This window comes from Ligilactobacillus sp. JN-6 (Y).1 (genome assembly GCF_058111525.1).
In genome coordinates, this window is sequence record NZ_CM176599.1 from 1,498,697 (window position 1) to 1,522,468 (window position 23,772).

A 23,772-nucleotide genomic window follows, 5' to 3' on the forward strand; every position below is an offset into this window, starting at 1 on the left:
TGGCTTGTTCCACACATAATTACTTTGTCATTTCCACAAATTCTCGTGGTATTTGATCTTTTACTGTTTGAAATGCCCAATCAAAGGGCAAGAAATAGCTGATTTGATATGCATGCAAGTACATCTGGTCTGCAGGGATCGAGCTATATAATGGATCACCAACGATCGGCATGTTTTGGTGGGCCAGATGTACTCTGATCTGGTGAGTGCGCCCGGTTTCCAATGTTAGTTTGACTAGTGCAAATTTAGCGTTATGCTGTAAAACTTCGTAGTGAGTGAGTGCGGACAAGCCAGAGGAGGTCACTTTTCTCTTTCGCTTGTCAGCAGGATCCGGTCCGATGGGTGCATCTATTGTTCCTTTTAGCGGCATTCCCAGTTCGAATGATACGACGGCAACGTAGTTTCGCTGCATCGTTTTGCGTGCTAATTGGCGTTCTAAGATCGGGATCACCAGCGGGTCTTTACCGACCATGATCAGTCCACTGGTCAACATATCTAACCGGTGAAGCATCAGCGGAGGAGTATCTAAGTAAGTTACAAGTTGATTATATAGCGTGCCGTTTTCGTCTGGCCGATTCGGATGAGTTTTGATGCCGGCTGGCTTGTTAACGATGATCAGGTCTGAATTTTCAGCAACAACTTCGAAATTGACTAAAGGTGCTGGCAGATAGTGTTGAATTTTGATATCAGTATCTAAAGTCAGGTCAATTTGATCCCCATTTTTCAATAAATTATTAAAGGAAAGATAACGTCCGTTTACTAAGATGGAGCGGTTGATCCGTAATTCATGTTGCCATTTTTTCGGAACGAGCCATTGCTGCAGTGTTTGGCGGACACTCAGTGGTTCCGGCATGTGTTTGATTTGAAAATGTCGTTTTAAGATCACAAGGCGATACTCCTATTCATTATAATAATGCCTATTATAGGTTATCTTTTCCCCAAGCAAAAGGCCTGCCATTCAGTGAAGGGAAAAGTGCGGACTGTAAATACTTTGACACGAGGATATTTGTTGTCAAATTACCTAAAAAATTGTTACTATTACAACAGAGTCAGAGTGATTTTAGTGGAGTTGTACAAGACAAGAGAATTCACTTATCCAACTGCGACTTCACAGTGGCAAAATCGCACTATAAGGTCTTAGTTCGATAATGCTCGAGGCTTGATCAGCTTACTGTGCTTTGTTTTGAGGGGGAAGATCATGAATTTGGGAAATATTTTTGTCTTTGCGTTTTTTGCACTTTTATTTACTATTTTTTTCAAATATGGTGGACCTGGTAAAAAATGAGTGACGTAAGAATTACTGTGATTCAAAAGAAAGGGAGGAACTATAAATGTACGAAAGAAATAGGTTTGATCCTTTTTCGTTGATCATTGGAATTTTGACAGTTGTTGTCGGAGTGTTAGCTCTGAAAAATCCTTTTGCATCTTTTAGTACAATTATTTTTTTGATGGCTATTTCGGCGATCATCGAAGGGATCTTTAAGATTTTTGAAGTTCGAAATATTGCCAGGTCGATCAGTATGAACAGCGGCTGGTGGACTTTCAGCGGGATCGTTGACATTTTATTTGGTATTTTATTATTTTTTGTTCCAAATATTGGAGGAGTTGTCATTTGGATCTCGATAGCATTGTGGTTTATTATTGATTCGTTCTTTGAACTGTGGTTAAGCCGCTTTTTGCGAGACAATAATAAAACTTATTATTGGTTCACCATTATTATTGGTATCCTTGGTATTGTATTAGGTGCGATCCTCTTGTTTGAGCCAGCATTTGCAATTTCGACTGCGGTTTTTCTTTTAGCATTTTATTTGTTACTTTTTGGTGTCAATCAAATTATTCGTTCATTCTAAGATGAATGATGAGGCAGGCTAATGATGAAAAAGTCTAAAAACAAAATTTTATTTAAATTATTGTCCGCGTTTGTTGCGGGCTTTTTGATTTGCTTTAGAAGAGGGCGTGAATTTGAACGGATCTATCAGATCGTATTGCCACACGCGTGGGGGTTCTGGTTAAAATTTTTCGTGCTAATCACTCTTAAAGAACAAGTCTATCTTTTACAAAAAGGTGATCATTGGGACAAACAGGCCATTCGGTTATACATTAAAAAAATTTTGAATAGTAGTGATGAAACGACCGTTTTTCAACATTGTGCGGCAACCTTTGAACAAACTCAGCAAGTTGGCTCTGAAATTTATACTTCCATGTATTTGGGAAGTCGTTTGAAAGCAAAGAAAAAATTACGGTTAGTCTTGCGTCATTTAGGGGCGATGGTTGATGATAATGGCTTTTTGAAACTTAATGGCACGCACAAGTTCGCAAAAAATTTGTCGCCACACGCTGATTTTTATGCGGCTTTTCGGGAAGATGTTTGTCGGACATACTCGGGCACGGATGGATTGAACACGGATATCTTGGGTCAGCGGTTGCATTTATTTCGTAGTTGGATCGATCTGCAAAACATCAAGTATATTCGCCAGAATTTCATTGGTGCGACTGACTTTGAAAAATTGCAGGATTACGCCAGATCTGAAAAACAACCTTTAGATCTAACTACAAACGCAGCTTTTCATAATCGTTTTGCCCAGACTTTCAATTATCCGCAAAATATGAAAGTGCAGGTTCCTGCGACAAATACAGTCACACCATTGAACCTTAATAATGCCCGGATGGCCGAGTTTATTATCAATATTACTACCGAAAGTTTTGTAAGCGAATGGAATGTTTACCGTGACAATCCTGATGGTCGCGTGGATGCAGATCCTCAGCATTACTCGTCTGATCAGTTATATCAAATCGCCAACACAGAGTCCTTTAATTATGGGATCCCTAAAGGCCAGCAACACGATTTGCCAGCTAAGGATCATACTCATTTTTATATCGATGTTCAACATCCTGCCGACTCGCAAGTTAGGCAAGTTGCTACGCATACTTTTCATAGCCCGCGACCAGTAGTAGCAAGTGTTCAATATGTTGACCTTATCAAGCATTTGTCAGACGTGGCTGCTTGGCAAAAAGTCCCGGTGGGTCAGAGACAAGAGATATATCAAGATTACACGCGCTTTTGTAGGGAGTATGGAGAGGTAGTTGGTTTTGAATCATACTGGTCCACCTGAGAGTCAATTAATGACATTCTAAATTGAAGTGATCAACTGCTGATTTGTTTTTGGCTTATAAATTCACTGCTAAAGTAAAAGTTGATTGTTTTCTCTTAACAGGTATAGAAGCATTCTTTTTTCTGCTATTTTCTAAAGTAAGCACCTTGAGTGTCTAGATCGAAATAGACAATATACCATAATTTGCTTGTTATACCGCACTTGCAACCAATAGGTGCTACCTTTTTATCATTTGATATGGTTAACTAAAAAGCGAAGGAGGTAATCTTTTATGCAAATTGGTGAACAATTAAAAAGGCAGCGTGAATCTAAACATTGGTCACAGCAATATTTAAGCGACCAACTACACATTTCGCGTCAATCTATTTCAAAATGGGAGCAAGGGTTATCTTTACCAAGCTTTGCTAACGTAGTGGCCATCAGTGATCTCTTTGATATTTCGTTGGATGATCTTATTAGAGGAGACGAAAAGCTTATGAAGGACCTTAAAATAGACCAAAGTTTTACTGCAGTTGAAAAAATAGTTTGGAGCAGTGTAGGGATAGCAGCCGTGCTTTTTTCGGTCTTATTAGCTTTGCATGCTGATTTCATGCAAATAACTCCCTGGCTTCAGGTAGGCGGTTTCATTTTTCTAGTCGCCTTAATTTTTTCCATTGATTGGTCTAAAGTTAACAAAGCATTGTCAAAAAATTCTGTTATTTTAGGAACTATTACTGCTGTTTTGTTTTTAATACCTTATCTATATAATGAAATGATCAGCTTTTTTGAAGGTGTATCGGGACAATAACTTAGATCAGTAATCAATTTTAAATACAATTATGAAGGAACATAGAATTAGTTATGTTCTTTTTTGTTAAACACAATTGCTTTTTGTTATCAATTATATATTAAATATAATTAACATTATTAAAAGGAGGCACGAAAATGAAGGCAAGAGATATTTCACATAAAAATGGTTAAACATAAGCAAAATATTGTTATTACCTATAAACAACAGAGGCATCATTCAGCATCTTGAAAAGGATGATATTGATTGCTCCTGTAAGTTTGTGTTTAGCATGTCTGAGGCATCCTCATCCACTATTCATTGGGTATGACGAGACATCGAGTACCATAGGAATTTTGTCGTTGACGTAGCACCAATTTAGACGAAACCGGCAAATTATGTTATAATTTATAAAGGTTAATCAGAAAATTTAATTGTTCGTTAGGCACTGTGCGCGTCGTACGGTGCTTTTAATTGTATAGGAGGATTGCATCAATGGCTAGAGTTGTTCAGCAAATTAAATTAGTGGTCAACAAGGAACCATCATATTGTGTCTACATGGGAACAAAAGAAGAGAATGACGCTGATATCACTGGTGGTAAGGGTCATTTAGTTGTGATCTGTCCTGGTGGTGATTTTGAACCAGACATGCTGGAACATCGCGATGGAAGTGAGTTTAAATTAAGTAAGGACAACAAGATCTCAAAGATCAAAGTCCGTGAAGCTTATCGGATCGATGATATTCCGTATACAGCTATTATTCCGGACATTGTAGATCCTGACTAAGAAAAACAAGAAGAATAATTACTAACGTCTTTCCTATCTATCAATTAGGAAGGGCGTTTTTTAAGCTGAATGTTTGGGGGTAGGACTTAAAATAGATACAATAGAATTAGTAGTTACGCGTGGTGCTAGTTCGTAACATTCAACTATTTAGTACAAAATTTTACAAAAAAAGCCCAACAAGGTTAGACTCTTAAGTGACTTAAACAAAGGAGACCTGATCTTGTTGGACCACTTAAAGTTTAAACAAAAACGACATAATTTACAAGTCAATTTAGCTCAACTTAAAGTTCTTTGTGCTGAGCTTTATCAAAAATACTGCCCGCGCTATATTTCGCAACGCCGTAACACCACTAAGTCTCGTGTTTCTGATGTGCAGATCTTAGCCTTACTGTGTTTACAGGTCATTACACAGATGCACTCCCAGCGTAAATTCTTTGCCTGGGCACAGACCTTCATCCCACATCAATTGAACATTGAGCGCTCCCGTTTTAACCGACGAGCACAACGTCTTCTCCCAGTGGTCATGGCCATGCGGCAGGGGTTGACTCGCGACTATGCGCAAACAGGACAGTTTGCGATCATTGATAGTTTGCCTAACCCTTTATGCCAAAAAGTTAGAAATAAGCGGGCCAAGGTTTTCCGCGGCATAGCTGACCTAGGCTACAATGCGACCAAAGACATGTATTTTTACGGGTTTAAGACTCATTTTGAGACCTCGCTCAGCGGTTATATCTTAAATTACACTGTCACCGAGGCCTCTAAACATGACACCCAAGCGGCGTCAACTTTGATCGCAGGCTGTCCGTGTCCCTTTGTTTTAGCGGATGTCGGTTATGTGGGACAGCCCTTACAAGAAGATTTTGGCGAGCTAGGTTATGAGCTCTGGACACCTTACCGTTCAAACATGAAAGGAGCCAAACAGCACAATGTTCCGGCTTTGAAAGATCTCCGGCGCACGATCGAATCCCGTTTCTCGATCCTAGTTGAAGATTATGGAATCGAAAAAAATCTCACGCGGTCAGTGGTAGGCTTTTGGTTAAAAATTGAATTGACCGTCTTTATTTATAATTTAGGCTTTTTTGATTTTACAGAAAATAGAATTATTACGAACTAGCACCACGCGTTAGTAGTTATATAAGTTTTACAAAATGAAAAGCAGCGATTAATTGTGATGCAAAACAGCTGTGTTTTTTGTTTCATAATGTTTGTAGTCGAGTTCCGTGTGGCAGAAGGTTCCGCTTGTCCAACTTAGGATTCATAGTGAAAAAAACGCACTATAAATCCTAAGCCAGATATGCTCGCCTTCTAAACGCTACACTGCACCTTGTTTTAATAATACGAGGAGGAGTTTATATGGCAAATATAGCAAAGTCTAGTATCAAGCACATTGGTCGTCAGGTTACGGCTGAATCAGGCGGTCATTCTATTATTTTAGATGAGCCAGTTAGCTCTAAGGGTACGGATGCAGGTGCAAACCCTGTTCAATATCTCTTGATGGCACTTAATGGCTGCTTATCTATTACAGCTCAATCTTTAGCTGCCAGCCGTGGGGTCGACTTAAAAAAGTTTGATATTACAACAACGGGCGAGACCAAACGTTTTCCGGATAAGACATCCAAAGTTGCTAAGATCAAAGTGGTTTTTGATATGGAATCAGACCTTGGTTCAGGTGATCAGCAGCAATTTATTGACGAAGTTCTCAAACGTTGTACTGTGCACAATTCTCTTGACAAAGATATTGAATATCAATTTGAATATTAAAAAAGCGGCTGGATAAGCCGCTTTTGGTGCGTAGTGAGTGGTTATTTCAGCATGTTCAGCTCATGACCGGCAACACTGTGAACTTGTTCGACTACGATCATGGCGCCAGGATCGATCTGTTCGATCAGGGGAAATAGCTGGGCTGATTGTTTTTTTGTACAAATAATGTAGATCATTGCTCGTTTTTCTCCACTATAATAGCCGTGGGTGTGGACCATAGTGATACCTTGTTTTAGTTGATCAGAAAGAGCAGCTGACATTTGCTCAACATGTGGTGTAATGATCTTGAGTGAGTATTTGGCTCCAAACATGCTATTAAAAATATTGAGCACTATCGCAGAAATGTAAAGTTCGATCACTGTTAGGAACATGCGCTCAACTCCAATGATCAGACCCGAAGGGAAAGCTACGATTAGGTCACATAAAAGCATGGCAGTTCCTGTTTGGATACCAAAATATTTGTTAAGGATCGAAGCAATGATCGTGCTGCCGGCGATCGTCCCGTTTGCTCGGTAGATCAGTCCTAAAGCAATGCCCATAAATGCACCGGCAATGAGCGCAGGGATCAAGGTTTGCTCGGTGTGATAGTGCAAGACCGTTGGCAATTTAAGAAAAATAGAGATCCAAACGACACACCATAAAGAATAGAAGATCGTTTTTTTATCTAATAGTTTGAAGCCGACCAATAATATGATCGTATTGAGGACAATATTGGTAATGGCTGGCTGAATATGTAATGCATAATAGCCGATCGCAGTCAATCCGGTTACACCGCCTTCACCGATCTGGTGGGGGATAAGCAGGTCATTGACCGCGACCGAATAGATGAAAGCACCAAAGATGATCCTAATGCAGTTGCGTATCATAGCTGAAGTTGATTTTTTCATGCCGTTTTCCTCCTGTACAAATACATTCTATGTTTCAGCATGCCATAGGTATTAGCTAAAATCAATTGCAACCGGGGGAAGTAGGCTGCATTTAACAAAAGTCGTTCAAAAAATTGGATAAATTTTGTTGGATATGGTCAATGTAGCTTGTTGATGCCGTTTACATTGTGCATGTGTCAGTATTTTAAATTGGGACGTACCAATTTTTAAAAAGGTTGACTTTTAGCAAAAATGATTTATCATAGAAATTGAAGATCGGGTGACCGGTCAGTGATAAAAATAATCAAAGGTTTAGCAACTTATATAAGGAGTGTGCTTAAAAAAATGCCTGTAAATTATGATTCAAAAGAATATTTAGAACTTTTAGACAAGTACTGGCGCGCAGCTAACTACGTTTCAGTAGGACAGCTTTTCTTGCGTGACAATCCTTTGTTGAAACGCGACTTAACAGCATCAGATGTTAAGATCAAACCAATTGGTCACTGGGGTACTATTGTTTCTCAGAACTTCATCTATGCACAATTGAATCGTGTTATCAATAAGTACGATTTGAATATGTTTTATATTGAAGGTTCCGGCCATGGTGGACAGGTTATGGTTTCTAACTCATACTTGGATGGCAGCTATTCCGACATTTATCCTGAGGTTTCTCAAGATGAAAAGGGCATGAAGAATTTATTCAAACAATTTTCATTCCCAGGCGGAGTTGCTTCTCATGCCGCACCTGAAACACCAGGCTCGATCCATGAAGGTGGGGAGTTAGGTTACTCCTTGTCACATGGTACTGGTGCTATCTTAGACAATCCTGATGTGATCGCTGCTGTTGAAATTGGTGACGGCGAATCAGAAACTGGTCCATTAGCAGCTTCTTGGTTCTCCGATAAGTTCATCAACCCAGTCAAAGATGGGGCTGTATTGCCGATCATTAACCTGAATGGTTTCAAGATCTCAAACCCTACCGTACTTTCACGTATGAGTGACGAAGACTTGACAAGCTACCTCAAGGGAATGGGCTGGAAGCCTTACTTCGTTGAAGTAAACGCAGATACAGATCATTTGGAGGCTTCAGAAGAGTTTTCAAAGACTTTGGACACTGTGATCGAAGAAATCAAGGATATCCAGAAAAAGGCTCGCTCAGCAGCTAAAGCAGCCGATGGCGAAGCTGATCTGCCTAACTGGCCAATGATCATCTTCCGTTCACCTAAGGGCTGGACTGGTCCTAAGTTCAATCTTGACGGTGATCCGGTCGAAGGTTCATTCCGTGCCCATCAGGTTCCGATCCCTGTGGATGCAGAGCATATGGAACACAAGGACATGTTGATCGACTGGTTGAAATCATACAAGCCAGAAGAGCTATTTGACGAAAATGGCACTTTGAAAGACGAGATCCGTGCAGTTGCTCCTAAGGGTGACCAACGGATGTCAGTTAACCCTATCACTAATGGTGGGCTTGATCCTAAGCCGTTGAAGTTCCCAGATGTCCGTGATTTTGCCGTTAACTTTGACAAACGCGGTGTGGAGCAATATTCAGATATGTTCGAATGGTCGAAATGGTTAAACAAGGTCGCTGAATTAAACCCAAGTAACTTCCGTGGCTTTGGTCCTGATGAAAGTGAGTCCAACCGGTTGTATGCTATCCTCGATGGTCAGAAGCGTCAGTGGATGGAAGATATCAAGGAAGGCAATGATCATAACTTGGCTAACTCTGGTCGTATGATCGATTCACAATTGTCAGAACATCAGGCTGAAGGATGGCTTGAAGGTTACGTTTTGACAGGTCGTCATGGTTTCTTCGCAACTTATGAATCATTTGGGCGTGTTGTTGATTCAATGTTCACTCAACACTTCAAGTGGTTGCGTAAAGCTAAGGAACAGTCATGGAGAAAACAATATCCTTCATTGAATATCGTTGATACTTCAACTGTCTTCCAGCAAGACCACAATGGTTATACTCACCAAGATCCAGGTTTGTTGACACATTTGGCTGAGAAGAAACCTGAATTCATTCGTGAATATATCCCAGCTGATGCTAATGAATTGTTGGCTGTCGGTGACAAGGCTTTCCGTGACTACGAAAAGATCAACGTGATCGTTTCATCCAAACACCCACGTCGTCAGTGGTACAGCATTGAGGAAGCTAAGAAGATCGTTGACCAAGGTTTAGGCTATATCGACTGGGCTTCAACTGATCAGGGTGCAGAACCTGACTTAGTTATCGCCGCTGCTGGTAGCGAACCTAACTTGGAAGCTTTGGCTGCAATTTCATTGTTGAACAAAGAATTCCCAGAAATGAAAATTCGCTTCATCAACGTTGTTGATATTTTGAAGCTGCGTGCACCTAAGAGCGACCCTCGTGGTTTGACGGATGAAGAATTCGACAAATACTTTACGAAGGATAAACCAGTGATCTTTGCATTCCACGGCTATGAAGATTTGATCAAAGACATCTTCTTTGACCGTCATAACCGGAACGTTCACATTCATGGTTACCGTGAAAACGGTGATATCACAACACCATTTGATATGCGTGTCTTGAATGAATTGGATCGTTTCCACTTAGCTAAGGATGCAGTTCAATCAATTCCTGCTTATGCACAAAAAGGTGCTTACTTCGCAAACCGGATGGATGATATGGTTGCAAAACATCATCAATTTATTCGTGATGAAGGTACTGATTTGCCAGAAGTGGAAAATTGGAACTGGGAACCATTACAAAAAAAATAATAAAGACCTGTAAATAGGTTAGGAAGCATCTTGTCAAAACGGCAAGGTGCTTTCTTTTTCTAAAATTTAGTAAATCGCCTTTAATTTAGCAAAAAAATATGCTAATTTTAGTGAATAATTTGAGAAAGGGAGAGTATTATCTATGGCGCAATTTCGACAGATCGGGCTAAAAATCAACGACAAAGATATTCATGCAGTATTTGTTGGGGGACAAACAGGCAAAGGTCATATTGTTATGATCTCAGCAGATGAAGAACCTACGACAAGTATGCTCAATCATAACGATGCACGTCAGTTTAACTTAACTGAGGAAAATACGGTACAAAAAATCGATGTTAAAGATGCATATCGGATCAATAATATTAAGTATGAAGACATTGCAGATGACGTAGTCGAGCAGGAATAATATAAACAGAAACAGCCATTGTCGATTTTCGGTGATGGCTATTTTTTTGTAAAAAAATTGATAAAAACGTGTTGTTTTTGCGTATATGTTGTCAGGGAGGCGTGATAGATGAGAAAGCAAACTCTTGAACAGCAATATCTGGAAGTTCTTCAGGAAAGGGCACAGTTAAAGACGTCCGAAAAACAACATTTGCAACGACTAGCACGTGGTTATGTGGGTGAATGTAATTTGGATAAATTCGTAGAAGAATTTTTGGGAAGCCCTGAATTGGTAATGGATGATTTGAATTTAGCATACGGTCAGGAAAAAATTCAGGTCGATAAGTTGATAGTTATTGGAAATGATGTTTATTTGATAGATGTTAAAAAGTATCGGGGCAACTATGCCTATCAAGATAACAGCTGGTATTGTGGCGGTCAACTTTTGATCAATAATATCTTTCGGCAAATCGATCGTGCCTATGATGTTTTAATAAAGATTTTCAGCGCAAAGGGTCTACATAATTTAAAAGTTAAGCGCGTTTTGATTTTTATGGACCCTGCAGTCACAGTCGAGATCAAACAACCAATCGTACAAATGGTTTTACGTGTTGAAGAGCTTGGGTCTTGGTTAATGCATTTAAAAGAAGAAATGAAGGCGTATCAGCAATTTATCTCTGATCGTTGGCGCTTAGCACTAAATGACTACTTGATCCCAGCTTATTGTCCACAAAATGATTTTAGCAGTCAAAAGGGACGTCCTTTGCAACCGGGAATTTGTTGTCCAAATTGTAAAAAATTCGTTTGGACATCTTATCGTTATTATTTGCAATGTTGTCATTGTGGTTTTTGTCAAAGTAAGGAAGTGGCTTATGTCAGAACTATTTGTGATTATGGTGTCCTGTTTTTCAAAAGTAACTTGAAGCGTAAAGAGTTGAAGAAGTTTTTTGGAAAAGAGTGGAGTGAGAAATATATACGAAATCAATTAAAAAAACATTTTCAGCCATTAGAACTTTGTGGAAGAGAAAGTAGTCATTACAATTATGGTTTGAGATTTGAGTATTGGTTTGTAAATAAAAAAGATTATTTCATCGACTTGCAACAAAGAAGAGAATGGAACGGGAATTGATTTAAGTATTGGTTTTATGAAGGAAATTCAGGCTGGTAACAAACAGAAAACTTGCAATCGGCCCTAAATCAGGAAGATGTTGGTCCGAAAAGGAGCTAATTGGCCCCAAGTTGGAAGGATGTTGGTCCGAAAAGGAGCTGATCGGCCCCAAGTTGGAAGGATGTTGGTCCGAAAAGGAGCTAATTGGCCCCAAGTCGGAACGATGCGGGCAAAAAGAGAAACTAATTAGTTCCAAGACTAGGCGAAGTGTCTTGTCAAATTTGTTTCCTGTGAGAAACTTTAACAACACAAACATCCCCAGCTGCCCACCAACAAGGACAACTGGGGATATATTTTTATGCAAAAACATTTGTAGCTAGAACTTGCTTGATTCGACCGACTTCGGACTGAGTCAGTTTGTATTTTTCAAAAACAAATTGGTCGATTTCAGTCAGTGAGTTGGTACCAGCTAATTGTTGGTCCACCAATTTTTCCAAAGTATCGCGATCCTTGACCGAGAGTCTTGTAAACGGTAATTTCTCTAAATTGCCACGTAAAACTTTTGAGCTGGCAAATAAAATCTGGTTAAGATATTGAAATAGTTGGGAATTTAAAAATGCCATGACTGTTTTGACGCTGTGAGTTGCGACTTGTGGAACTAAAATGTTCGCACTATTCAAAGTTAATCGTTTTTGGTTATCGTACGCGAATATCAACTGGTCGTTGATAAATTTATAGATCAGCTTTTCTGGGGCACGGTAAATCGCTTCTGCTGCTGTTTGCTGAAATTTATTACGCCGAAATTCTAGGTAATTTTGTGGTTGTCCCAGCTTAAACGGGTGTACTTCTTTGCCAGTGATGAGAGGTTCAGCATTTGGACCTCTCTCTTGCAAAACAAAGCGATGATTGTCTCCTGTCACGATCCCTAACCCCCACGTGCTTTTCGTCAAATCAGTGTATTCGGTTGCCCAAATGGTACGCAAGATCTCTCTATCAGCGGTCTTTAGTGGTAATAGGTTTTGATGAGGCAGTTCTTTTAAGAACTTCTGTGGCATTTCGATGGATCGTTTTTCTTTGAAAAATGTTACTGAGTTATCAGGCTCTTCGCATTTACTTAATACTAACAAAACTACGTCTGAAACGACTCCTTGGAAGAGATTTGGCAAATACGTAATAGACCTGACCTGGATTTTTTCCAAAATTAATTGCCTGATCGGCTGATGTGTCGCAATATTTAAAATAGAGACGGGCAAAACGAAAGACAAAGAGCCGCCTGGTGTTAATTTTTGTAAACTTTTTTCAATAAAATATGCGAAGGAATCAGCTTTGTGAAATTTACTAGCGGCGATTTGGGTCATTTCTTTGACACCCCACGGCGGGTTACCAACGATATTAGTGTATTTTTTATCTAAAGTTGTGCTTAAATAATCACCGACCCGAATATCTGGATATGAGTTGTCAGTCGCTGGTGCTTGCAGTAAAAGATTGGCTGTCGCCAGCAGTGCTGCGGTTGGATCGATATCTTGACCATGCAAATTAGAAATAGGGAGCTTAAATTTCCTGACTAGTTCACTTAAAAAAATGCCCGTTCCAACTGCAGGATCAAAGAAGTCCTGCGCACTAGTCAAGGGTGTTTGACGTAATAAGCGGTCAACGACGTCTGCCGGGGTGTAGTATAAGCCATTTTTGTTTCTTGCACCTTCTGATTGCAGAGTCTGATAGAGAGCGCCAAGAAAGTCAGGCTCTTTTAAATCGACCTTGAATAAGTCATTATCGGACAGTTTTGTCAAATTGGGCACTTGTTTTATTGCAGTCTGTAAAAAGCGTTCCTTATTTTTCTGACAAATGGTTTGCGACCTATTGACTTCATGAACTGCTATTTGGCAGATAAATTCTTTAGGATCAAGTTGGTTTTCGGCGATGAATTCAGCAATAGTTAAGATTCTTTTTTTGTGAATAGGATCTACTATATATTTGTCTGGAAAAATTCGGCGCAGCGAATCTGTTTTATTTGCTCGGTGAAGTAATTTTTTGTCACCACTGCCTAAACGTTGCCAATTTGCTAAAGTCGCTTTGCTGACGTTTTGTTTCATGATCGTTCTCCTAAAGTTAAAAGTAAAAGAATTACGTCTATTTTACCATGAAGAAGTTAGATTTGGGCTTACATCCGTGCTGCAATAAATTTTATCATTTGCTTAAGTTATATCTCTGTTAGTTTTAAGTTAAAATTTCATTTACATACTATGGGTGAATACTTATTTTGCTTCACAAATTCCAATATTTTTGCTAGTTTAGTTTTATCGCTGTTTTAGCCCATTTCTTAATACGAGCTGGACACAAATTTCTTATCAAAGAAGAAGGTTCTTTATGTCAAATAAAAATCAAAAACGGCATTTTTCGATGCCGACTGCTTTTACCATCTTGTTCTTTCTGATCGTAGCAATTGCTATTTTGACCTGGATCATTCCGGCCGGAAAATACAATATGGATCAAGCAGGAAATGTTCTTAGCAATAGTTATCATACCGTAACGAGCAAGCCGCAAGGAATATGGGATGTTTTGATGGCGCCTGTGATCGGGATGGTTGGTAATGCTAAAACTGATGGTGCAATTTCGATCTCATTGTTCATTCTCGTCATCGGTGGTTTTTTGGGTGTTGTTAATGAAACTAATGCTTTAAACGATGGCATCAAAGTTTTAGTCAATAAGTATTCTAAGCAAAAGAAAATGTTGATCCCATTACTTACTTTGTTATTTGCGCTAGGTGGATCTACTTTCGGAATGTCTGAAGAGACCATGGCATTTTATCCTTTATTGATCCCGATCATGAAGGCTATGGGGTTAGATGCCTTGGTTGCAGTGGCGATCCCGCTGGTCGGTACTCAGATCGGTAACTTAGCGTCAACGGTTAACCCATTTGCAACGGGTGTTGCTTCTCAAACACTCCACATCTCTATGGGTGACGGGTTGATCTCAAGGTTGATCTTGCTGGCGATCACTTTAGTCTTTTCTATCTGGTATATTTATCATTATGCTTCTAAGATCGAAAAAGACCCTACGAAATCCTTGCTTTATTCAAACCAAAGTTCCGCCGAACTCCATGATGACATGAAGCAAACTGAAAATATCCCTAAATTAACTAAGGGTCAAAAAAATGTTTTATGGATCTTTGGACTGACATTTACCATTATGATCATTGGATTGGTCCCGTGGCAAACTATCAATCCGAATTGGACTTTTTTCGGATCATTTTTGAAATGGCTTAGAAGTGTACCGTTTTTAGGGGCACTATTTGGTAAAGATATCGTCGCCTTTGGCAGCTGGTACTTCAACGAGATCACGATGTTATTTTTGGGAATGTCGATTCTGATCAAATTCGTTTATCATATGCCTGAACAAAAATTTGTGGATTATTTCATGGCTGGTGTCAAAGACTTTGCCAGTGTTGCGATCGTAGTCGCATTAGCTCGTGGGATCCAAGTTGTGATGGACGCCGGCATGATCACCGATACGGTTTTGCATTGGGGCGAGTTGGCCTTGCAAGGATCTAACAAGATCATGTTCACTTTGGCGACTTATGTTTTTTATGTGCCAATGACTTTCTTGATCCCGTCAACTTCTGGTTTGGCTGCAGCTACGATGGGGATCATCGGACCGATGGGGCATTTTGCCGGAGTCGATTCAAACATTGTAGTCAGTGTTTATCAGGCGGCCTCTGGTTTGGTCAATATGTTGACACCAACATCAGCTGTGGTAGTTGGTGCAATGCAGATCGCTAATATCAATATTTCAACCTGGTGGAAATGGGTATGGAAAATGTCAGTGGGATTGTTTGTGATCTCATGCGGGTACTTTGTCATTTTAGCAGTATTGTAAAAATACGAGGAGGATACTTAGATGGATAAACAAAGACAAATCAAGCTTTTACAGGATCTGATCCAGATCGAAACGATCGATGATCATGAAAAGCAGGTAGTTGATTATTTGGAAAAATTATTTGCACCTTATGGCGACCGGGTACGTTTTGTTCGTGTACCTTATCAAGGCGATCGTGAGAGTGCAGTTATTTCGATCGGCCCTAAAAATGGCGATTTTACACTCGGGTTTTCTGGACACATGGACGTGGTCAATTTGGGCGACCGTTCAGCTTGGAAGGACGACCCATTCTCTGGCAAACTATACGATAATGACAGCAAGATGTATGGTCGTGGAACGACTGATATGAAAAGCGGGCTAGCTGGCATGATCGGTACTTTTCTGACTTTGCTCGATGAAGGTATCACACTCAAAGGAGAATTACGTTTGTTGGCTACAGTTGGTGAAGAGACAGGAATGTGGGGCTCTAAGGAGCTGACAAAACAAGGATATATTGATGATTTAGATGTTTTGGTGATCGGCGAAGATACGACTGATTTGAACGTAGTGTATGCCAGCAATGGGGATATCGACTACACGATCACTTCGCATGGCAAAGTTGCGATCAGCTCACAAGCAGGTGCAGGTGTCAACGCCCTGGACAATATGATGGACTTTGTCAAACTAGCCAATGAAAGAATGCGCAATTTGCCACGCATTCATGAAACATTAGGGCCAGTAGTTCATAATGTAACGATGATTTCTGGTGGTGATCAGGTCAACAGTATTCCTGGTAAGATCACGGCTCGGGGCAACATCCGGATCAATCCGCTTTATACGGTCTCTGAGATCCAACAAATATTGGAGGACGTTGTTGCGCAAGTCAACGAAATACCACAACATAAATTTGATCTGCAGTATGAGTATCTAGGTGAGGCTGTAGATGGTGACTTGCAAGGTGAATACGTTACGACTGCTAGATCCATGCTGACTGATATTGTAGGTCATCCGGTCAAAATTGTCGGCGAGCCAGGCGCAACTGATGCTTCTAATTTTGTCAAAAGCTCTACAGCTCCTACGATGATCGTTGTCGGTCCGGGTAATGATTCTGTTCATCAGATCGATGAGTATGTGGATGTTGATAAGTATTTGGCAGCTGCTGAATTTTACGAGAGATTTGCGAAGAAATATTTAAGTTAATAATGTTTGAAAAGCGGCCTATGAATAAGAAAGGTCGCTTTTTTGGTGTAATAAAGAGTGAATGGATATTGCTAGCAGATTTTTTAGTTGTTAAAGAACGGGGTAGAGGATAGCAAAGGGTCGCTTTGATTTGATAGAGACCAGAGAAGTGTCAAAAGGCTATCTACATTTAAGAACAGAAATTTGTGAACAGGAAAGTAGATCAATTGAATCAAATTGAATCAATATTTTTTAATATCATTTTTGTTAAATGGTTGCTAAAATAACTATGATAATAATTATAATACGTTCGTTAATGGGTATATTTATTAGAGAAAAGAGTGACAGATTGCCGTGAAAAATAAAAAAGTTATTGATATGAAGACAATGATAGGTTTGGTGATCATTGCTATCTTTTGGTTTTCTGGTAGTTGGGGCGAAATGTCTAGCGATGCTGTAAAGGTCGCGGGTGTTTTTGTAGGAACGCTTTTTTTGTGGCTGACTGTTGACATTGCGTGGCCAAGTTTGTTAAGTATCGCTTTACTGACACTAGTACCTTCACTTGGACCTGAAACAGTTTTTGCCAGTGCGTTTGGTAATGATACGTTCTTATTTTTGTTGTTTACTTTTATTATTACATATAATTTATCACAAACTAGTATAATCACACGGATCTCAATTTTATTCGTTACCAGCCGGTTTGCTCAGCGTGGTCCATGGAGCTTTATCATGTCGTTCTTTACTGTAGTTTTATTGTTGGGCATGTTTTTGTCTCCCACGATCCTGTTTTTCTTGTTATTTTCGATTTTGCAAGAGATCTTTCGTCTATTAGATCTGCAAAAGGGTGAAAGCTTTGCTTCGATGTTGTTGGTCGGTTTAGTGGCTTTCACGTGTTTGGCAGCAGGAATGACACCGATTGCCCATGTTTATCCTGTGATCTCATTGGGTATCTTAAAATCTCTGACCAATATTTCGATTGGAAATTTTGCTTATATGGAATTTGCTGTGCCTGCGGGACTGTTAATTTTCGTTTTAGTGATTTTAGCGTGGAAGTTTTTATTTAAACCAGATTTGTCAAAATTTAAGCAATTGAAGCGTCAGGATTTCGTAGGTACTACCTTCACTAAGTTAAGTCAACGAGAGAAATGGATCATTGCTATTTTTACTCTTGTTACTCTTGCTTGGATCTTGCCGGCTCCCTTGAAAACAATCTGGCCTGGTGTTCCGTTTGATTTGGGCAAATATGGTAATGCTTTTCCGCCACTTGTAGGTACAGCAGTAATGGCGTTGCTACAAATAGATGGCAAGCCTCTCCTAGATTTAAGAGAATCATTGGCAAAAGGAGTTTCGTGGCCGAGTTTATTGATGGCAGTTGGTACTTTGTCACTGGGTTCTGCGTTGACTAATAAAAGAGTCGGTTTGCTCGAGATCATTCAAAGTCAAATGGAAATTTTGATCAAGGGACGATCATTGGTTTTGATTATTCTTTTGTTTATAGTTTGGGCGGCGGTTGAGAGTAGTTTTTCTTCTCACATTATGACTGCGCAGGTTGTAACATCGTTAGCAGTTCCAACGGCCTTAGCCACTGGTCAGTTGAATGTTACAGCAATGGCTTGTGTGATCGGAATGGTTGCTTCGACTGGTATGGCGGCTCCATCTTCTATGCCAGCTGCTGCAATTGCTGGTGGATCGGCCTGGGCCGGGACTTCAGCACTGATCAAGTATGGTTTGGTTTTGATGTTTGTAGTTATCGCGGTTGCAGCACTTGTGGCTTATCCCTTAGCTACAGCCTTACTATAAAAGCTTTGAATTATAAAACGTACATGTATCTTGATGTGGAAATCGTTTTAAAGAGGTAGGTAAGAAAATTATGGAAACCATTCAAGAAGTACTGACCGATAGAGTCAGTGATTTAATAGAGACACTACACCATAGCGGCATTGATCAAGTAGTTTTATCTCCGGGTTCACGGTCAACGCCTGTTGCGATTTGGTTAGGAAAGTTGCAAGACGAAGGAAAAATCGAGTTGTATGTTGATGTTGATGAACGGTCGGCTGCTTTTTTCGGCTTAGGTATAGCGAAGATGAGTGGAAAGCCGGTCCTTTTAGTTTGTACGTCTGGTACAGCTGCAGCTAACTATTATCCAGCAATCTGGGAAGCTAAGTCTAGTAACATCCCACTGGTCGTGCTGACGACTGATCGTCCTCCTGAATTACAAGAGATTGGCGCCCCACAGACACTGGACCAAACTAAAATGTATAGTTCAGCTGTCAAGAGTTTCTACCAACTGCCAACACCCAGTGCAAATGGGAGCCCAGCTGATTTATCCTATACAGCTTATATTAGCCAGAAGGCAGTAAGCGAAGCTATGCGGCACCCACGTGGTCCAGTTCACATTAACTTACCCTTACGTAAGCCTTTGATGCCTAATGTCGATCAAATACCAACTATGCAGCAACAAGAAACTTGGCAAACTCAATTGAAACCGATGTTAAGTGAAGCTGCCAAGAAACATCTTACTCAGTTATTTGCTGGGAAAAAGGGAATAATAATTGCTGGCCCCGTCCAAGATGGCGGTCGAAATGTGCAAGCTATTGCGAATTTTTCGCAACAAATGGGTTGGCCGTTGTTAGCAGATCCTTTATCAGGACTTCGTGGTTATCCCAATGTCGTGACAACTGCTGACCAAGTCTTTAAAGTTTTGCTGAAATTGCCTAGTTGGTTGCAGCCAGATATTATTTTGCGAACAGGCGCGACATTGGTGTCTGCCTCAATGACGAACTGGCTGGAAACTAAAAGTGCTCCGGTCGTTTATTTGGATGCGGATCGAAGCTGGCTTGACTATACATTGAGTACGACTGAATGCATTGCGGCCTCGCCTGATCAGATTTTACCCCAACTAACTGATATTCGAGGAGCACCGTCCGGGTGGAGCCATAGCTGGAGTAGACTTGGTGCAGTGATCAGAGAAACACTGCGAGTAGAAAGAAAACGAGAACCACTAACGGAACCCACAGTTGCGGCTGTTTTCAGTGAAAATTTGCCACAAGATTCGACTTTATTTGTAAGTAATTCTATGCCTATCCGTGATATTGACATGCAATTTGACCCTAGAAATATTGGCATTAAAGTTTTATGCAATCGAGGTGCAAATGGGATCGATGGTGTAAATTCAACTGCTTTAGGAGTAGCAACTCAAAACAAAAGTAATTATCTATATATCGGAGACCTGGCTTTTTTCCATGATTTGACAGGACTGATGATGGTACAGCCGTATCAGCTTAACTTGACAGTTGTTGTACAAAATAATAATGGGGGAGGGATTTTTTCGACATTGCCACAGTATCAAGAACGGACACAGTTTGAAAAAGTTTTTGGTACTCCACTGAATTTAAATATTGCGGCCATTGCTGATTTGTATAATGCACGTTATGAAAAGGCCAACAACAGTTTTAAACTTGCTAAAATTTTAGCAGAAAAGCCACAAGGCTTGACAATTATCGAAGTCCAAGTGATGCGTGGTGATGTCCCTAATGAGCAAAATCGATTGCAAGAAAAAGTAGCCCAAAAAGTACAGGAGTTTTTAAATGAGAATTAAAGTTGATCAACAAGAATATTATTTTTTAGTAAGTGGACAGGGAAAACCTGCTTGGCTTTTCTTACATGGTTTTATGGGTTCACACAATGATTTTTCTGAGGTCACTCAGAATCTACTTGGGCAAACCCTTATTCCCGATTTGTTAGGCCACGGACAAACGACCAAGAGTTATGATTCAAATGATTACAAAATAGAGAAACAAGCTGATGACTTGGCTGATCTGTTGGATAAATTCAGGGTTGATCAGGTGGTCGTTGTAGGCTATTCGATGGGGGGACGGTTGGCTCTTGACTTTGCCTTGCGTCATTCGGAAATGGTGGCCGCTTTAGTGCTGGAAAGTTCAACACCAGGTATTACTGATCCGCAACAGCGACAAGCAAGGATCGAACATGATGAGTTACAAGCGCAGCAGTTGGAAAATGGTTCATTCGCGGAGTTTATTGTACACTGGGAGCAGTTACCTTTGTTTGCATCTCAAAAGAAACTTCTGCCCAAAATCCGTCGATCTATTAGACACCAAAGGGAAATGCAAGACCCGCAGGCTTTAGCAGCAAGTTTGCGTGGGATGGGTACAGGATCCATGCCAAATTTGTGGAGATCATTGTCTCAACTGGACTGTCGGACAGTCTTGATCACTGGTGAATTTGACAAGAAATTTCGAAAATTGACTAATCAAATGAAGGAGTTATTGCCTAACGTACAGCGAATTGTAGTTGAAGGAGCAGGGCATAATGTTCATTTGGAACAACCAGAGTGTTATGTGCAAATATTGCGGGAGGTCATGAAAGTTGAAAATTGTTAAACTTCACCTTATTCCGACTGTGTTAAAGCTAAAGCAGCCGTTTGTTTCCGGACATGAAATTTTAAACCAACGTGAACTAACGATAGTTGAGTTAAAGGATGAAACAGGTCTGTACGGTTTTGGCGAATTAGAAGCTTTTTCACGACCATTTTACACTAGTGAAACTCAGGTAACAGCACGATGGATAATTGAGCATGTTTTGGCGGACCTGATTATTGATGTTGAGTTTGATAAACCGCAGGAATTATATGACAAATTAAACGTGGTCAAAGATAATCGATTGGCCAAGGCAGCAGTCGATTCAGCTGTGTGGGACCTTTATGCCAAACAACAGCAGAGCCCATTGGCCGATGTATTAGCGGTTGAAGCACATACTAGCAGGCAAGCAAGAGTTCAGGTTGGGATTAGTATCGGTATCTCAGACAAAAAAACGACTTTTGCGAGCTTGAATCAGGCGTTGCATCGAAAATATGGACGGATCAAGTTGAAAATTCAGGGGAATGACGATCTCAAACGGGTCGTAAGAGTTAGGCAAAAATTTCCAGATACGCCTCTGTGTGTGGATGCTAACGGGTCGCTTATTCATACGATGAGTTTGGCACAGGAAATCGATGATTTGAAACTCACAATGTTAGAAGACCCATTTTCTATAGCAGCACACGATCAGGCAGCCCAACTCCAAGAACAAATGCAAACACCTCTTTGTTACGATGAACCGATCAGCACTGTGAGTAATGCACTTCAGGCAATTAAAAACAAAGAATGTCAGATCATTTCTATGAAAAGTAGTGTCTTGGGAGGGCTAACACCATCCTTAGCGATGATCTCTGCTCATAAAAAGTATCACTTTCCACTCTGGTGTGGTGGAATGGTCGAGGGTGGAGTCGGTCGTGCAACTAACCTAGCATTGGCCAGCTTAGATGAGTTTGCCTTTCCGGGTGATATTTCTGAAACAGCACGTTTTTACTCAGCTGATTATACTACGCCTGAGTTTTACTTGCGAAGCGGCACACTGACAGTTCCCCAACAAGAGGGCATCGGGGTCAATATCTGTCCAGAAATAAGCGGTGTGAATAGTTCAGGTTAAATTAAGTTAATTAAAGTTCATGCCGATAGCTTTTATGGGTCCATTTCTGGTACAATTTATTATGAACGCAATTATCTTGAGCGGGAATACGAAAGGATGAATTTAAATGGCTTGGATCATTGTTATTGTGATCGTAGCAATCGTTGCGATTTACTTGTGGACTAGTTATAACAAATTACAACGTGCCACTAACAGCATCAATACTGCAGAAAAGCAGATCGACATTCAATTGAAATACAGAGCTGATCTGATCCCAAACGTGGTTGAAACAGTTAAGGGATATGCAACTCACGAGCAAGAAACATTTACTAAATTGACAGAGATGCGTAGTAAAGTTGCTGATTCAAGTTTGGATGTTAACGAACGTTCAAAGGCTGACCAGCAGATGTCGCATACTTTAGGTAATTTATTTGCTGTGGCAGAAAATTATCCTGATCTTAAGGCAAGTACGAACTTCTTGAACCTACAAGAACAGCTGACAACGATCGAAAATAAGGTCGCTGCTGCTCGTCAAATGTATAACAAGCATATTTTGTACTATAACAATGTCGTAACGACTTTCCCGTCTAATTTGGTAGCTAAGATGTTCAGCTTTAGTACCAAACAAAACTTGGAAGTTATTACTGACGAAGCACAACGTGAAGCTCCACAAGTTAAATTTTAAGGCGGCGACTGAATTATGACCATTGAGGAACAAATTGCGAAAAACAAGCGCAATTCAACTTTCGTCATGATCGGTTTTAGTGGCTTGGTGACTGTGATCGGACTTTTTATAGGCTATATTGCGGGATGGATGTCATCTGATGATCCTAAAGGGATCTGGTCGATCACTTTGGTTGTCGCGGGTGCCTTTTTGATCGCGGCATTATTTTATTCCTTATATATTTATTATAATACGACCAGCGTTTTTATGAGTTCGGTCAACGGGAGAAAATTGGAGCCCGAAAACGCCTCGTTAGCTGAAAAGCAGTTGTTAAATGTGATCGATGAGTTACAGATCACAGCTGAGATCCCGGTGCCTGAGGTTTATTTGGTCAAAGACCAAGAAGCGAATGCCTTTGCGACGGGACGAGACCCACAACATGCAGCTATCGGTGTTAACACAGGTTTGCTTGAAATGATGAATCGTGAAGAGTTAAAGAGTGTTTTGGCCCATGAAATGTCACATATTAAAAATTATGACATTCGTTCGGGATCGATCACTGTGGCTTTAACCAGTTTTATCGCTGGAGCGGGTTATTTGTTGATCGAACTTGGAGAGGATACGTTGTGGTTTGGAGGCAACCGGAGTAGTCGCAAAAAAGATGATGACAAAAGCAGCGCGATGATCGGGTTGGTGATGCTGATTGGTGGTTGGTTGATCCAATTGATCGGTGTACCGATCGCTACACTTATGCAGCTGGCATTGTCACGTCAACGTGAAAGTTTGGCAGATATTTCCGGAGTAGATATGACCCAGGATCCGCAAGGATTGATAGATGCCTTGACCAAATTAAAGGGAGATCAAGTTCCTAGTTCATATGCTACCAGCAAGGCTGCAACCTTGTGCATCCGGACTCCATTGTCTAAAAAAGACTTGAAGGAAATGAAAGACAAGGGATTATCAGAACCAAAGCAGCACAAATTTAATTTAACAAATTTACTTGATACCCATCCGCCATTGGATGATCGGATCGAGAACCTTAGAAAACTGATCGAATAATTTAAAACACAACGTTTAAC

At 40.3% G+C, this 23,772-nt stretch carries 20 protein-coding genes; 17 read left to right on the forward strand and 3 right to left on the reverse strand.

Features of this window, described 5'->3' with window-relative positions:
• Positions 1–19: 19 nt before the first annotated feature.
• Positions 20–886 carry an RluA family pseudouridine synthase gene (locus AC3XNE_RS06895; protein WP_489831366.1) on the reverse strand — a complete coding sequence of 289 codons (867 nt, stop codon included), beginning with the start codon at positions 884–886 and terminating at the stop codon, positions 20–22.
• A 445-nt stretch (positions 887–1,331) separates the two neighbouring features.
• Here AC3XNE_RS06895 and AC3XNE_RS06900 point away from each other — a divergent pair, with 445 nt between their 5' ends.
• From AC3XNE_RS06900 to AC3XNE_RS06925, 6 genes are all read left to right on the forward strand, one after another.
• On the forward strand, positions 1,332–1,850 hold the full coding sequence (locus AC3XNE_RS06900; RefSeq protein ID WP_489831367.1) for an HdeD family acid-resistance protein: 519 nt from the start codon (positions 1,332–1,334) through the stop codon (positions 1,848–1,850).
• A gap of 21 nt (positions 1,851–1,871) precedes the next feature.
• On the forward strand, positions 1,872–3,113 hold the full coding sequence (locus AC3XNE_RS06905; protein ID WP_489831368.1) for a DUF3114 domain-containing protein: 1,242 nt from the start codon (positions 1,872–1,874) through the stop codon (positions 3,111–3,113).
• A gap of 271 nt (positions 3,114–3,384) precedes the next feature.
• Positions 3,385–3,900, forward strand: a complete 516-nt coding sequence (locus AC3XNE_RS06910) for a helix-turn-helix domain-containing protein (RefSeq protein WP_489831369.1) — start codon at positions 3,385–3,387, stop codon at positions 3,898–3,900.
• A 474-nt stretch (positions 3,901–4,374) separates the two neighbouring features.
• Positions 4,375–4,665, forward strand: a complete 291-nt coding sequence (locus tag AC3XNE_RS06915; protein WP_489831370.1) for a hypothetical protein — start codon at positions 4,375–4,377, stop codon at positions 4,663–4,665.
• Between the two features lie 220 nt (positions 4,666–4,885).
• Positions 4,886–5,779 (forward strand): IS982 family transposase, encoded by an 894-nt coding sequence (locus tag AC3XNE_RS06920; protein ID WP_489831357.1) that lies wholly within the window; start codon positions 4,886–4,888, stop codon positions 5,777–5,779.
• Positions 5,780–6,018: 239 nt separating this feature from the next.
• Complete coding sequence (locus AC3XNE_RS06925; protein ID WP_489831371.1) at positions 6,019–6,426, forward strand: OsmC family protein; 408 nt, start codon at positions 6,019–6,021, stop codon at positions 6,424–6,426.
• Between the two features lie 41 nt (positions 6,427–6,467).
• Here the strand turns inward: AC3XNE_RS06925 and AC3XNE_RS06930 are convergent, their stop codons facing one another.
• A complete protein-coding gene (locus AC3XNE_RS06930) occupies positions 6,468–7,313 on the reverse strand; it encodes a YitT family protein (RefSeq protein WP_489831372.1) in 846 nt (281 codons plus the stop codon).
• A 324-nt stretch (positions 7,314–7,637) separates the two neighbouring features.
• On the opposite strand from AC3XNE_RS06930, the gene AC3XNE_RS06935 reads away from it, so the two are divergent.
• The 3 genes from AC3XNE_RS06935 to AC3XNE_RS06945 all read left to right on the forward strand — a co-directional run bounded on the left by AC3XNE_RS06935 (position 7,638) and on the right by AC3XNE_RS06945 (position 11,550).
• Entirely contained in the window at positions 7,638–10,037 is a 2,400-nt protein-coding gene (locus AC3XNE_RS06935; protein WP_489831373.1) for a phosphoketolase family protein, read from the forward strand.
• Between the two features lie 142 nt (positions 10,038–10,179).
• The gene (locus AC3XNE_RS06940; protein WP_489831374.1) at positions 10,180–10,443 is read left to right on the forward strand and encodes a hypothetical protein; all 264 of its coding nucleotides are present in this window, start codon (positions 10,180–10,182) and stop codon (positions 10,441–10,443) included.
• Positions 10,444–10,551: 108 nt separating this feature from the next.
• On the forward strand, positions 10,552–11,550 hold the full coding sequence (locus tag AC3XNE_RS06945) for a nuclease-related domain-containing protein (protein ID WP_489831375.1): 999 nt from the start codon (positions 10,552–10,554) through the stop codon (positions 11,548–11,550).
• A 335-nt stretch (positions 11,551–11,885) separates the two neighbouring features.
• On the opposite strand, the gene AC3XNE_RS06950 is transcribed toward AC3XNE_RS06945, so the two are convergent.
• Positions 11,886–13,622 (reverse strand): N-6 DNA methylase family protein, encoded by a 1,737-nt coding sequence (locus AC3XNE_RS06950; RefSeq protein ID WP_489831376.1) that lies wholly within the window; start codon positions 13,620–13,622, stop codon positions 11,886–11,888.
• Between the two features lie 274 nt (positions 13,623–13,896).
• Between AC3XNE_RS06950 and AC3XNE_RS06955 the strand changes: the two genes are divergently transcribed.
• The 8 genes from AC3XNE_RS06955 (at position 13,897) to AC3XNE_RS06990 (ending at position 23,752) form a co-directional block, all read left to right on the forward strand.
• Entirely contained in the window at positions 13,897–15,405 is a 1,509-nt protein-coding gene (locus AC3XNE_RS06955) for a YfcC family protein (RefSeq protein WP_489831377.1), read from the forward strand.
• A 21-nt stretch (positions 15,406–15,426) separates the two neighbouring features.
• Positions 15,427–16,584: an ArgE/DapE family deacylase gene (locus AC3XNE_RS06960; RefSeq protein WP_489831378.1), complete on the forward strand. Its 1,158-nt coding sequence runs from the start codon at positions 15,427–15,429 to the stop codon at positions 16,582–16,584.
• A 333-nt stretch (positions 16,585–16,917) separates the two neighbouring features.
• On the forward strand, positions 16,918–18,363 hold the full coding sequence (locus AC3XNE_RS06965; RefSeq protein ID WP_489831379.1) for an SLC13 family permease: 1,446 nt from the start codon (positions 16,918–16,920) through the stop codon (positions 18,361–18,363).
• A 70-nt stretch (positions 18,364–18,433) separates the two neighbouring features.
• Positions 18,434–20,161 (forward strand): 2-succinyl-5-enolpyruvyl-6-hydroxy-3-cyclohexene-1-carboxylic-acid synthase, encoded by a 1,728-nt coding sequence (gene menD / locus AC3XNE_RS06970; RefSeq protein ID WP_489831380.1) that lies wholly within the window; start codon positions 18,434–18,436, stop codon positions 20,159–20,161.
• The gene (gene menH / locus AC3XNE_RS06975) at positions 20,151–20,963 is read left to right on the forward strand and encodes a 2-succinyl-6-hydroxy-2,4-cyclohexadiene-1-carboxylate synthase (protein ID WP_489831381.1); all 813 of its coding nucleotides are present in this window, start codon (positions 20,151–20,153) and stop codon (positions 20,961–20,963) included. The genes menD and menH overlap by 11 nt, the downstream gene beginning before the upstream one ends.
• Positions 20,950–22,050 carry an o-succinylbenzoate synthase gene (gene menC / locus AC3XNE_RS06980; protein ID WP_489831382.1) on the forward strand — a complete coding sequence of 367 codons (1,101 nt, stop codon included), beginning with the start codon at positions 20,950–20,952 and terminating at the stop codon, positions 22,048–22,050. Before menH ends, menC begins: the two co-directional genes overlap by 14 nt.
• A gap of 106 nt (positions 22,051–22,156) precedes the next feature.
• Positions 22,157–22,714: a LemA family protein gene (locus AC3XNE_RS06985; protein ID WP_489831383.1), complete on the forward strand. Its 558-nt coding sequence runs from the start codon at positions 22,157–22,159 to the stop codon at positions 22,712–22,714.
• Between the two features lie 15 nt (positions 22,715–22,729).
• Positions 22,730–23,752 carry a M48 family metallopeptidase gene (locus AC3XNE_RS06990; protein ID WP_489831384.1) on the forward strand — a complete coding sequence of 341 codons (1,023 nt, stop codon included), beginning with the start codon at positions 22,730–22,732 and terminating at the stop codon, positions 23,750–23,752.
• The last annotated feature ends 20 nt before the right edge of the window (positions 23,753–23,772 follow it).